The following is an 11,978-nucleotide window of genomic DNA, read 5'->3' on the forward strand; positions in this document are numbered from 1 at the left end:
CCTGCTCACGGCCGACGTCCGACAGGGACGGATCGGACCCGCCGCTCCCGGAGAACCGCTTCTCGGGCGTCAGCGCGGTCTCGCCGTGCCGCAGCAGCACGAAGGTCGCGGGGGCACCGAGGTCGGCGGGGGCGGCCCAGCCGACGGGCGGTGCGGCGGCGGTGCGCGCGGCCCGAACGTCCGCGCTCCCACCGACACCGGCGGCGGATCCCTCAGGCGCCGCCCCTGCCCGCGCCGCCCCCGCCAGCGCAGCCCGCGCCTTCGCCGCGCCCGCCACCGCGTCTCCGGGCGGTCCGGCGGACGAACCGGCCGACGGACCGGCCGACGGACCGGCAGGAGCCTCGGCGGCCGACCGCGCGGCCCGCGCGTCGAACTCCGCCGTGGACGCCGCGGGCGACCACTGCTCACCCCGCTTGCCCGCGTCCATCGCCTCGTTCGCGAGCCGGTCCGCGTGCTTGTTCTTCTCGCGGGGGATCCACTCGTACGTCACCTGGGACGACGGAAAGACCCGGGCCGCCTCCGCCGCCAGCGGCTTCATGTCCGGATGCTTGATCTTCCAGCGGCCCGACATCTGCTCGACGACGAGCTTGGAGTCCATGCGCACGCGCACCGTGGCGGCCGGGTCCAGCTGGTGGGCCGCCTTGAGCCCGGCCACCAGGCCCTTGTACTCGGCGACGTTGTTCGTCGCGACGCCGATGTACTCCGCGGCCTCCATCAGGGTCTCCCCCGTGGCCGCGTCGATGACGACCGAGCCGTAGCCCGCGGGCCCCGGGTTGCCCCGGGAGCCGCCGTCGGCCTCGACGATGAACTCGCGCATGGACATGGACAGGGGGTCCTCAGAGGCCGGACTCGGACGTACGGACCAGGATGCGACTGCAGTTCTCGCAGCGCACGACCTTGTCCGGGGACGCCGCCTTCACTTCGTTGACCTCGGTGATGTCGAGCTCGAGGCGGCAGCCCTCGCAACGCCGCTGGTGGAGCCTGGCGGCACCGATGCCACCCTGCTTCTCGCGCAGCCTGTCGTAGAGCTTGAGCAGGTCGGCGGGGATCGAACCCGCCACGACCTCGCGCTCCTTGCCGACCGTGGCAGCCTCGCCGTCGAGCTCCTCGCAGGCGGCGTCGCGGCGGCCCGTCGCGTCGTCGGCCTTCGACTGGACCGAGGAGACCCGGCCGGTGAGCTCGGTGACGCGCTCCTGCGCGGACTCGCGGCGCTCCATGACCTCGAGGACGACGTCCTCCAGGTCACCCTGGCGCTTGGCCAGCGAGGCGATCTCCTTCTGGAGGTTCTCCAGGTCCTTGGGCGAGGTGACGGCACCGGAGTCCAGGCGCTGCTGGTCGCGGACCGCGCGCTGGCGGACCTGGTCGACGTCCTGCTCCGCCTTGGTCTGCTCGCGGGCGCAGTCGCTCTCCTCGGTCGTCGCGGCGACGAGCAGGTCGCGCAGCTGCGTGAGGTCCTTGTTCAGCGACTCGATCTCGGCGTGCTCGGGCAGCGACTTCTTCTTGTGCGCGAGCTGCTGCAGGCGTACGTCCAGGGCCTGGACGTCGAGCAGTCGGATCTGGTCGGCGGGCGCGGCGTTCAGTTGGGGGCTCCAGTTGAGTCGTGAGGTGAGGCCGCGTGGGCGGTCCAGGGGTCGGTGACCGTCTTCGAGACGTGGACGCGCAGTCCCCATCCGTGACGGTCGGAGATCTCGTCGAGCTGCGCCGCGGCCAGCTCGCACCACGGCCACTCGGTGGCCCAGTGCGCGGCGTCGAGCAGCGCGAGCGGGGTCTGCGCGCGGGCCTCCGACACCGGGTGGTGGCGCAGGTCCGCGGTGAGGAAGGCGTCCACGCCCGCGGCGCGTACGTCCTCGAAGAGGCTGTCGCCGGAGCCGCCGCTGACGGCGACGGTGCGGATCGGCGCGTCGGGGTCGCCCGCGACGCGGATGCCCTGCGCGGTGGCGGGCAGCCGCTTCGCGGCGCGCTCGGCCAGTTCGGCGAGGGTCAGGGGGTGGTCGAGTTCGCAGATCCGGCCGAGGCCGCGGCGGCCCTGCTCGTCGGCGGGGTGCGGCACGAGCGGGCGTACGACACGGAGGTCGAGCGCGCCCGCGAGGGCGTCGGAGACGCCGGGGTCGGCGCGGTCCGCGTTGGTGTGCGCGACGTGCAGTGCGACGTCGTGCTTGATCAGGTCGTGGACGACCCGGCCCTTGAAGGTGGACGCGGCGACCGTCGTCGTACCCCGCAGGTAGAGGGGGTGGTGGGTGACCAGGAGCTGGGCTCCCAGTGCGACCGCCTCGTCGGCGATCTCCTGGACGGGGTCGACCGCGAAGAGGACGCGCGAGACCTCCGCTTCGGGGTCTCCGCAGACCGTGCCGACCGCGTCCCAGCTCTCGGCCAGTTCGGCGGGCCACAGGGCGTCGAGCGCGGCGATGACTTCAGACAGACGGGGCACGGAGAAAGGCTACCTTCCCGCTGCGCTCGGCATGTCGCGTGTGACTACCCGCAGCCGGGCCGCTACGGAGGGCCCCGTAAGGGGCGCGGGGAACTGCGCGAGCGACCACGGAAAAGCCGCGGTCGCGTCTGCTCGTCACCGGGCGGACGCGGCCGCGGCTTGTGCTGGGCTGAGCGCGCAGCTCCCCGCGCCCCTCATGGGGCGTCCTGCTTACGGGACGAGGTTCTTCTTGAGGTCGCCCAGGACGGAGTCCGCCGCGGTCACGCCGAGGCCCAGGTACCAGGTCTCGTCGGGCACGTCCTTCGCCTGGCCGTTCCGCACCGCGTCGAGCTTCTTCCACAGGGGGTTCTTCTCGGCGCCGGAGCGGCCGGTCTTCTCCGCGTCGCCGTAGACCCCGGTGAAGATCCAGTCCGCGTCGGCCTGGTCGATCTTCTCCGGGCTGATCTCCGTGGCGAGATCGTTGACCTGCTGGTTCTTGGGGCGCGGCAGACCGGCGTCGTCGAGGATCGTGCCGATGAAGGACGCCTTGGCGTAGAGGCGGATGCGGTCCGGCATGTAGCGGAGCATCGTGATCGTCGGCTTGCCGTCGTGGGCGGCGCCGATCTCCTTGCCGAGGGCCTTCGCCTTCTTCTCGTACGCGGAGAGCTTCTCCTCCGCCTTCGCCGTCTCGTCGAGCGCGGCCGCGTTCAGGAGGTAGTTCTCCTTCCACGTGAAGCCGGGGCGGATCGAGAAGACCGTGGGAGCGATCTTGGCGAGCTGCGGGTAGAGCTTGGCGGCGCGCAGCTCGCTGCCGAGGATCAGGTCGGGCTTGAGGTTCGCGATGGCTTCCAGGTTGAGGGAGTTGATCGTGCCGACGTTCTTGGGGCTGCCGGCCTCCTTCTTCAGGTAGCCGGGGATGCCGTCGTCGCCCTCGGTGGGGGCGTAACCGACGGGCTTCACGCCGAGCGAGACGACGTTGTCGAGCTCGCCGACGTCGAGGACCACGACGCGCTGGGGCCGCTTCTTCAGCTCGGTCCTGCCGCGGGCGTGCTCGATGGTGCGCGGGAACTCGCCCGGCGCGGCCTTCGTGCCCATCTTCGCGGTCTGCTCGGCGGCCTTGGCGAAGTCGTCGCCGCCCTGGGCGACGGCCTTGCTGCCGCTGCCGTTGTCGGACTTGCCGGAGCCGTCGTCGGACGCCCCGCAGGCGGCGAGCGAGAGCGCGGCGGTCACGGCGAGGGCCACGGCGGCGGTGCCGCGGCGGTTTCGCCGTACGGACCGAACGGACCGGATGGACCGGATGGACCGGATGGACCGGATGGACACGGACATCGGGGCTCCAGGGGATGCGGTGCTCGGATCCGGGCGGTGTGCGGCCCGGATCCGGCCGAGCTTAGGTTCGCCTCACCATAAGCGGAATCTCCGCATACGGAGCAGTCGCCCCCGTCACAGCACAACCGCACCCGCCCTCTCAGGCGAATCAGGACATCGCCACCCTTCTGTGTGAAGCGGACGCCCGTCGCTGCCACGCCAGTGCGGACGAAAACTAGCTTCGGGGACCGGAGGTGACCACTCACCATGACAGCGCCACCAGCACCAGCAGCGCCACCGGAACAACCGGCGCCACCGGCGCCACCACCGGTCCGGGCCCGCATCCGGGTCCGCACGCCCGCCCGCACCGCGGGGTGCACCATCACGGCGGACGGGTCGTACGCGGCACGCCTCGCCCGTGCCGCCGGAGCGCCGGACTCCTGGTATCCCGAACGCTGGACCCTCGGCTCCGCCGAACCGTTCGCGGTGCCGCTCCCCGGCAACCAGCCCGAGGAGCCGTCCACGGAAGTGCTCCCGATGGCCGACGGCCGCGTCCTCGTCCACCGCGTGGTGGGCGAGCGGCACGTCTTCACCCTGCTGTACCCGACGGGCCCGGGCACGGGTGAAGTGCCGCTGGGGGCCGTGGAGTGCGGCGAGTTGACCCTGCTGCCGCCCGCGCCGGGCGGCACCCGCGCCTATGCCCTCGCGCCGGGGGCGAGGTCCTCGGACGTCTGGCTGGTGGCGGGCGGCGCCTTCGGTCCCGAACATCTCGCCGCGGTGCCGGGCCGCTGCTCGGGCGGGGTCTGGCTGGACGGCACGGACCGCCTGCTGGCGCTCGACCGCGAGCTGGACGGCCGCACCAAGACGGTCGCGGTGGACCTGGAGCGCGACGGCGAGGTCTCCCCGCTGCTGCAGATCGCCGAGGACAGCGACGACCGGCTGCTGCTCGCCGACGCCGGCAGCGGTCTGCTGCTCATCCGCTCCGACGCCCCGGGCGACGACCGGCTGGGCTGGGGGGTCCTCGGCGGGACGCGGCCGGTGCGCTTCCCGGAGAGCCTGCGCCTGCCCGACCTCACCGTGACGCCGTTCGCTATCCAGCCGGGGCAGGTCCTGACGCCGGAGGCCTGCGGAGTGGCACTGCGGATCGACGGTCCGGCGGCCGGCGGGGGCGGCAGCTGGCTCGGCCTGTGGCGCCCCGCCGCGCGGCAGGTGCAGCAAGTGGCGGCGCCCGCAGGGTGGTTGACCGGTTCGGGGTGGTGGACGCGGGACGGCGAGCTCTGTCTGCCGTACGCGACGGCCGCCGCGCCCTGCGGGGTGGCCCGGATGACGGGGCCGCCGAAGTCCGCCGCCGAGACCGCCCGACCGGAAGACGCACCGCACGACGCGTCCCACGACGCCTCGCACGACGTCTCCCACGACCCTTCCCGCGCCACTCCGCCCGACGCCGACGGCGACCTCCCGCACCCCTGGCAGCCGCCTCCCCCCGATCCCCGGACGCCCGCCGCGACACGACCCGTCCCCCTGCAGCAGGCACCCCTCGGCGGGCGGACGGCGGGCAGTTAGACTCGCCCGGCTGTACGAACGATCTTCTTTACGGGGTGAATGGCTTGACTACGACCGAGACCGTCACGGAGACACAGCAGAACACCGCACCCACCATGCCGGCGACCGCGCCCACCGGCGCGCATGCCGGCGCGGGCAAGCATCGGGGCCCGGTGTCCGAGCACGACGAGGCAGCGGCGCCGCGGGGGCGGCACCGTCGGCAGGACCAGCAGTCCTGATCCGGTAACGACCCTCCGGAGCCGCCTTGCAGAAACGTCTCGCCCCCGCGCCGCCAAGAGCAGCGCGGGGGCGAGCCCGTTCCGCACCCGTTCCGCTGTCCCCGCTGCCCTCGCCATCCCTGCTATCCCCGCTTGAGGCCCAGCACCTCGGCCGCCGCGAACGTCTCGTTCGGCGGGCGGTCCGCGTAGTACGGGGAGAGCGCCTCGTCCAGCTCGTCGAAGGTGAACGCCTCCTTCGCCGAGTCGAACTGCGCCGCCACCCTGGGCCGCTCCACGACCGCGACCATGCCGCCGTGGACCACGAGCAGTTGCCCGTTGACCCGTGCCGCGGCGGGCGAGGCCAAGTACCCGACGAGCGGTGAGACGTGCTCGGGGGCCAGAGGGTCGAGCCGCCCCTCCGACGGCTCCGCGAAGCCCGCGAAGACGTCCTCGGTCATCCGCGTACGCGCCCGGGGGCAGATGGCGTTGGCGGTCACGCCGTACTTGGCGAGGGCAAGCGCCGTCGACGTCGTCAGGCCGACGATGCCGCCCTTCGCCGCCGCGTAGTTGGGCTGGCCCGCCGACCCCGCGAGGAACGCCTCGGAGGAGGTGTTGACGATCCGGCCGTACACCGGGCCGCCCGTCGCCTTGGACCGCTCGCGCCAGTGGGCCGCCGCGAAGTGAGTGGTGTTGAAGTGGCCCTTGAGGTGGACGTGGATGACCGAGTCCCACTCCGACTCGCTCATCGAGAAGATCATCCGGTCCCGCAGGATGCCCGCGTTGTTGACCAGGATGTCGAGCTTCCCGTACGTCTCCACCGCCGACCGCACGAGCTCGCGGGCCTGTTCGTGGTCCGCGACGTCGCCGGTGTGGGCGACGGCCTGCCCGCCTTTCGCCCTGATCTCGGCGGCGACCTCCTCGGCGGGCGCCGCCGACGCCTCGCCCGAACCGTCGCGGCCCGGCTGCCCGAAGTCGTTGACGACGACGCTCGCGCCGAGCCCGGCCAGTTCCAGCGCCTCGGCGCGGCCGAGCCCGCGGCCCGCGCCGGTGACGATCGCGGACAGGCCCTCAAGTGGCAGTGACATCGAAGTCCCTTCGGAACGGAGCTGGACGGTTCGGGCGTGACGAGGGTGATGAGGGTGACGGGAGTGACGGGCGTGGTCAGATCTCGATGCAGGTGCGCAGCGACGTGCCGGTGCGCATCTGGTCCAGGGCCTCGTTGACCTCGGCGAGCTGCACGCGGTGCGTGATCAGGCTCGCGAGGTCGATGCGACCGGCCCGCCAGAGCGCGATGGCCCGCTCGTAGGAGGTGAGGACGTCGCCCCCGCCGTACATGGAGGGCAGGATGCGCTTCTCGTCGAAGAACAGCTCGAACATGTTGAGCTGCAGATGGTCGTCCATGGCTCCGGCCCCGACGACGCACAGCGTGCCGCCGCGGCGGGTCGTCTCGTACGCCGTGCGGGCCGTGACCGACTTGCCGACGACCTCGAAGACGTAGTCGAAGCCCTCGCCCGCGGTGATCCGCTGCTTGGCGTCGGCCAGTTCGTCGGGCGACACCGCCTCCGTGGCGCCGAAGCCGAGCGCCGCCTCCCTGCGCGAGGCGACCGGGTCGACCGCGACGATCTCCGCCGCGCCCTTGAGCCGGGCGCCCTGGATGGCCGAGATGCCGACGCCGCCGCAGCCGATGACGGCGACCGACGAACCGGCCGCCACGTCCGCCGTGTTGATGGCGGCGCCGAGCCCCGTCGTCACGCCGCAGCCGATCAGCGCCGCGATGTCGAAGGGCACGTCGTCGGGGATCGGCACGGCGCACCCGGCGTCGACGACGACCTCCTCGGTGAAGGTGCCGGTGCCCGCGAAGCCGAACACATCGGAATTGCCGCCGGGGCGCTTGAAGTTGGGGGTGCCCGCGTTCATGAAACCGGCGAGACAGAGCTGGGTCTGGCCGCGCTTGCAGGCGGGGCAGACGCCGCAGGCGGGGAGCCAGCACAACAGGACCCGGTCTCCCTGGGAGAGGCCGCTCACGCCGTCGCCGACGTCGATGATCTCGCCTGCGCCCTCGTGGCCGGGGATGAAGGGGGCGGGCTGCGGCAGTACGCCGTTCATCGCCGAGATGTCGGAGTGGCACAGTCCGGTGGCCCGGACCCGGATCTTCACCTTGCCGGGGCCGAAGCCCACCGTCTCGATGTCGTCGAGGACTTCGAGCTTCTCCTGGCCTATCTCGTGCAGTACGGCTGCGCGCATGGTGCGGCTCCTCTCGTACGAAGATCCGGGCTGGGCCCGAGCCGGTCGGGGCCCGGGCTGACTCAGGCGTGTTCGACGACGGTGTCGGCGAGCACCGGCGCGTCGTCCCGCTCGACCGCCGTGACGGTGGCCTGCACGCGGCCCTCGGTGCGCCACATGCGGATCCGCAGCGTCTCGCCGGGGAAGACGACGCCCGTGAAGCGGGTGCTGTAGCCGCGCACCCGTGCCACGTCGCCGCCGAGCTGGGTGTCGACGACGGCCTTGAGCGTCATTCCGTAGGTGCACAGGCCGTGCAGGATCGGCTTGTCGAAACCGGCGAGCGCGGCGAACTCGGGGTCGGCGTGCAGCGGGTTCCAGTCGCCGGAGAGGCGGTAGAGGAGCGCCTGGTCCTCGCGGACGGGGCGTTCGACCTCCAGGTCGGGGTCGCCCTCGGGTTCGGGGAGGCGGGTGGAGGGGCCGCGGTCGCCGCCGAACCCGCCCTCGCCGCGCACGAAGATCTGGGCGTCGCTCGTCCACAACGGCCCTTCGCCGTCGGCGACTTCCGAGCGCAGGACGAGGATCGCGGCCTTCCCCTTGTCGTACACCGCGGCGACCCGGGACGTCGTGACGGCCTTGCCCTTGACCGGGATCGGGCGGTGCAGCGTGATGCTCTGGCCGCCGTGCAGGACGGCGGCGAGGTCCACCTCGATGCCGGGCGCGGAGAGTCCGCCGACGACGCCCATGCCCGCGCCCGCGACGGTGGCGAAGCTGGGCAGGACGTGCAGCCGGGACTCCAGTGTGTAGCGCAGCTCGGCCGAGTCCGTGGCGGGCCGTCCGGCGCCGAGGCCCAGGTGGTAGAGCTGGATGTCCTTGTGGTCCCAGGCGATTTCGGCGGACCGGGGCTCGGCGGCCACGGCCTTCACGGCGTCGATGGGCATCGGGTGGCAGCTCCTTGGGACGGTGTCGCCGGTGGGGAAAGACCTCGGTGCGACCGTCCGCACCGTCGGCCGCACCGAGGTCGCAACAGGGCCGGAGGGCCGGTCCGCGAACCGACTCGTTCTAGAACGCGTTCCAGTCCGGCGATCCCCATGTATAGCCGAGGCCCCAGCACTTGTGAACCCTCCTGACGCAACGTCAGATACTGTGCGGCATCGGGGACCGGTGACATTTGTACCGGCCGGGTCCGTACAGCTGCCTCTGCCGCCGCCCCGCCCCGGATTCGTAGCGTCGTAGCCGTGACGAAGACATCGGCGAAGACAGTGACGAAGACGGCGACGACAGCGATGAAGCCGTCCCAGGACGGGCCCGCGGTGGCGTTCGACGGCGCCGTGAAGGCCTTCGGCCGCGTCCGGGCCGTGGACGGCGTCGACCTGGAGATCCGGCGGGGCGAGACCGTCGCGCTGCTCGGCCGCAACGGCGCCGGCAAGTCCACCACCCTGTCCCTGCTGCTCGGCCTGAACGACCCCGACGCCGGCACCGTGCGCCTCTTCGGGCACGCCCCCGGGCGGGCAGTGGCCGCCGGGCAGGTCGGCGCGATGCTGCAGGAGGGCCGCCAGGTGCCGCGCGTCACCGTCCGCGAACTGGTCGCCTTCGTCGCCCAGACCTACCCCGCGCCGATGTCCGTCGAGCGCGCCCTCGACCTCGCGGGCATCGCCGAACTCGCCGACCGGCGCGCGGACCGGCTCTCCGGCGGCCAGACCCAGCGCGTACGGTTCGCCGTCGCACTCGCCGGCGACCCGGCGCTGCTCGTGCTCGACGAGCCGACCGCCGCCCTCGACGTCGAGGCCCGCCACGCCTTCTGGACCTCGATGCGCTCCTACGCGCGGCGCGGCCACACCGTCCTCTTCTCCACCCACTACCTGGAGGAGGCCGACCTCCACGCCGACCGGATCGTCGTCATCGACCACGGCCGGATCGTCGCCGACGGCACCGGCGAAGAGCTGCGGCGCGCGGCGGGCGGCAGCCTCGTCTCCTTCGACCTGGCGGGTGGCGGCACGGAAGGGCTCACCGAACTGCCCGGTGTGCTCTGTCTGGAGGTGCGCGGCGACCGGGCCCGGCTGCGCACCGACGACTCGGACGCGACGGTCGTCGCGCTCGCCTCGCTCGGCGCGGTCCGCGGCCTGGAGGTCGCCCCGGCCTCCCTGGACGACGCCTTCCTCGCCCTCACCTCTCCCCTTCCCACTGCCACGACCGCGACGACCGCTCAGGAGACCCTCTGATGTTCGCCTACCTCCGGCTCGAGATCCGCAGGACGCTGCGCGACCCCGGCTATGTGATCTCGGCGGTCGCGGTGCCGGTCCTGATGTACCTGCTCCTCACCAACCTCGGTGAGAACGACGGCGCCTGGCGGACCCGGTCGATGATCGGCATGGCCGCGTACGGCGCGTTGGGCGCGGCCATGAGCACCGGCACCGGCGTCGCCGAGGACAAGACCATCGGCTGGCTGCGGCAGCTCAGGATCACGCCGATGACACCGCGCGAGGTCGTCCTCGGCCGCGCACTGAACGGTTCGGTCACCGTGCTCCCTTCGATCGTCGCGGTGTTCGCCGCGGGCGGCCTGGTCAACGGCGTCCGCATGGCCGCCTGGCAGTGGGCCGCGGCCGCGCTGCTGCTGTGGCTCGGCTCGCTGCCGTTCACCCTGCTCGGGCTCGGCAACGGCTACCGCCTCACCGCCCAGTCGACCGGCGTCGTCAACGTCGCCTGCAACCTCGGGCTCTCCGTGCTCGGCGGCCTGTGGTTCCCCATCGCGCTGTTCCCGGACTGGCTGCGCACGCTCGCGGACTACACGCCCACCCATCGGTTCGCCGACCTCGGCGTCTCGGTGACCGAGCACGACGCCCCCGGCCTGCTCACGGTGACGGTGCTGCTCTGCTGGCTGCTGGCGTTCGGTTCGTACGCTGTGGTCTCGTACCGGCGTGCCGCGCGGACCGCGTGAGCCAGAGGGCCCAGAAGAACCCAGAAGAACCGAGAAGAACCCAGCCGACCCAGAGAACCCAGAGAACCGAGCGGACCCAGAGGACCCAGAGGGCGAGGAACGAGGACATGTCCCGGAAGAACAGGGTCAGCTGCCGGATGCGGGAGTGGCAGGACGCCCGCGGCGAATGGAAGGCCGAGCACCGGCGCGTCAAGAAGAGCTGGCGGGAGGGGCGCAAGGACGGCAAGAACATCGAGCACCTCGGCCCGCCGCCCAACGGTTTCGCGCTCCTGCCCTGGCTCCTCATGGGCCTCGGCGCGATCTCCCACCTCCTCCAGGGCGACACCCCGAACCCCTGGATCGGCGGCATCGGGGTCCTCCTCTTCAACTCCCTCTACGTCTTCCTGGCCTTCCGCGCCTTCAACAAGTACACGCGTGAGTCCCGTGCCACGCTCATCGCACTGATCGTGCTCGGCCTGCTGACGGTCGGTCTCGCCCTGAGCTACGGCGGCAACTGGCTGCTCTTCTTCCCGCTGCTCGGCCTGGCCGTCGGAGCGATCGTGCGCGGGCGGCACCTGGGGCCCATCGGCCTGGGCCTGAGCGTGCTCGGGGGCGTCATCGGCGGGTTCAAGGACGGCTGGAGCGGGGTGAACGTCGCCTACGGCACGTTCCTCTCCACCATGGTGACCGCCGCGATCCTCTCCCTCTCCGAGGCGGTCCGCGAACTGCGCGAGACCCGCGAGGAACTGGCCCGCACCGCCGTCGAGAAGGAACGCCTCCGCTTCTCCCGCGACCTGCACGACCTGCTCGGCCACACGCTCTCCGTGATCGTGGTGAAGGCGGAGGCCACCCGCCGCCTGGCACCCCGCGACCTGGACGCGGCGCTCGGCCAGGTCGCCGACATCGAGTCCGTCGGCCGACAGGCGCTGACCGAGATCCGCGAGGCCGTCACCGGCTACCGCGAGGGCAGCCTCGCCACCGAACTCGACCGCGCCCGCGACCTCCTCGAAGCCGCCGGCATCGGCACGGTCGTCCGCCAGTCCGGGCCGCCCCTGGCCCCGCAGACGGCGGCACTCCTCGGCTGGGTGGTCCGCGAGTCCGCCACCAACGTCGTACGCCACTCCGGCGCCGCCCACTGCGACATCGAGGTCACGGGCACCCCCGACCAGACCCGCCTGGTCATCACGGACGACGGCCGCGGCACGGACTCCACCGCATCCGGCGACGGCCTCACCGGCAGCGGCCTGAAGGGCCTGGCCGAACGCCTCGCCGCGGCAGGCGGCTCCCTCACCTCGGGCCCGGCCCCCCGCTCCGGCTTCCGCGTCACGGCAGTCCTCCCGGCCACCGAGGACGCCGCGGCCCCCAC

Annotated in this window: 12 protein-coding genes; 5 read left to right on the forward strand and 7 right to left on the reverse strand. The window is 72.5% G+C overall.

Annotation, left to right across the window (positions count from 1 at the left end; translation table 11 throughout):
- From AOK03_RS29705 to AOK03_RS29720, 4 genes are all read right to left on the reverse strand, one after another.
- Positions 1 to 817: reverse transcriptase-like protein (locus AOK03_RS29705; protein ID WP_157869113.1), on the reverse strand; the 817-nt coding region annotated here is incomplete at its 3' end.
- Positions 818 to 836: 19 nt separating this feature from the next.
- Positions 837 to 1,580 carry a zinc ribbon domain-containing protein gene (locus AOK03_RS29710; protein ID WP_208609622.1) on the reverse strand — a complete coding sequence of 248 codons (744 nt, stop codon included), beginning with the start codon at positions 1,578 to 1,580 and terminating at the stop codon, positions 837 to 839.
- The gene (locus AOK03_RS29715; RefSeq protein WP_055568454.1) at positions 1,577 to 2,428 is read right to left on the reverse strand and encodes a Nif3-like dinuclear metal center hexameric protein; all 852 of its coding nucleotides are present in this window, start codon (positions 2,426 to 2,428) and stop codon (positions 1,577 to 1,579) included. The genes AOK03_RS29710 and AOK03_RS29715 overlap by 4 nt, the downstream gene beginning before the upstream one ends.
- Positions 2,429 to 2,638: 210 nt before the next feature.
- Positions 2,639 to 3,736 (reverse strand): ABC transporter substrate-binding protein, encoded by a 1,098-nt coding sequence (locus AOK03_RS29720; RefSeq protein WP_079075030.1) that lies wholly within the window; start codon positions 3,734 to 3,736, stop codon positions 2,639 to 2,641.
- A 246-nt stretch (positions 3,737 to 3,982) separates the two neighbouring features.
- Here AOK03_RS29720 and AOK03_RS29725 point away from each other — a divergent pair, with 246 nt between their 5' ends.
- Both AOK03_RS29725 and AOK03_RS29730 read left to right on the forward strand, forming a co-directional pair.
- Positions 3,983 to 5,278 carry a hypothetical protein gene (locus AOK03_RS29725; RefSeq protein ID WP_244177805.1) on the forward strand — a complete coding sequence of 432 codons (1,296 nt, stop codon included), beginning with the start codon at positions 3,983 to 3,985 and terminating at the stop codon, positions 5,276 to 5,278.
- A gap of 44 nt (positions 5,279 to 5,322) precedes the next feature.
- Positions 5,323 to 5,496: a hypothetical protein gene (locus tag AOK03_RS29730; RefSeq protein ID WP_157869112.1), complete on the forward strand. Its 174-nt coding sequence runs from the start codon at positions 5,323 to 5,325 to the stop codon at positions 5,494 to 5,496.
- Between the two features lie 122 nt (positions 5,497 to 5,618).
- Here AOK03_RS29730 and AOK03_RS29735 read toward each other — a convergent pair whose 3' ends face one another.
- The 3 genes from AOK03_RS29735 to AOK03_RS29745 all read right to left on the reverse strand — a co-directional run bounded on the left by AOK03_RS29735 (position 5,619) and on the right by AOK03_RS29745 (position 8,636).
- Positions 5,619 to 6,560, reverse strand: coding sequence for a 3-oxoacyl-ACP reductase (locus AOK03_RS29735; RefSeq protein WP_055568456.1), 942 nt, complete (start codon positions 6,558 to 6,560; stop codon positions 5,619 to 5,621).
- A 76-nt stretch (positions 6,561 to 6,636) separates the two neighbouring features.
- Positions 6,637 to 7,719 (reverse strand): Zn-dependent alcohol dehydrogenase, encoded by a 1,083-nt coding sequence (locus AOK03_RS29740; RefSeq protein WP_055568457.1) that lies wholly within the window; start codon positions 7,717 to 7,719, stop codon positions 6,637 to 6,639.
- Between the two features lie 62 nt (positions 7,720 to 7,781).
- Positions 7,782 to 8,636, reverse strand: a complete 855-nt coding sequence (locus tag AOK03_RS29745; protein WP_055568458.1) for a MaoC/PaaZ C-terminal domain-containing protein — start codon at positions 8,634 to 8,636, stop codon at positions 7,782 to 7,784.
- A 345-nt stretch (positions 8,637 to 8,981) separates the two neighbouring features.
- On the opposite strand from AOK03_RS29745, the gene AOK03_RS29750 reads away from it, so the two are divergent.
- From AOK03_RS29750 to AOK03_RS29760, 3 genes are all read left to right on the forward strand, one after another.
- Complete coding sequence (locus AOK03_RS29750) at positions 8,982 to 9,917, forward strand: ABC transporter ATP-binding protein (protein ID WP_055568459.1); 936 nt, start codon at positions 8,982 to 8,984, stop codon at positions 9,915 to 9,917.
- On the forward strand, positions 9,917 to 10,633 hold the full coding sequence (locus AOK03_RS29755; protein ID WP_055568460.1) for an ABC transporter permease: 717 nt from the start codon (positions 9,917 to 9,919) through the stop codon (positions 10,631 to 10,633). Before AOK03_RS29750 ends, AOK03_RS29755 begins: the two co-directional genes overlap by 1 nt.
- 107 nt (positions 10,634 to 10,740) lie before the next feature.
- Positions 10,741 to 11,978: sensor histidine kinase (locus AOK03_RS29760; RefSeq protein WP_055568461.1), on the forward strand; the 1,238-nt coding region annotated here is incomplete at its 3' end.

This window comes from Streptomyces atriruber (assembly GCF_001418325.1).
Taxonomy (GTDB): domain Bacteria; phylum Actinomycetota; class Actinomycetes; order Streptomycetales; family Streptomycetaceae; genus Streptomyces; species Streptomyces atriruber.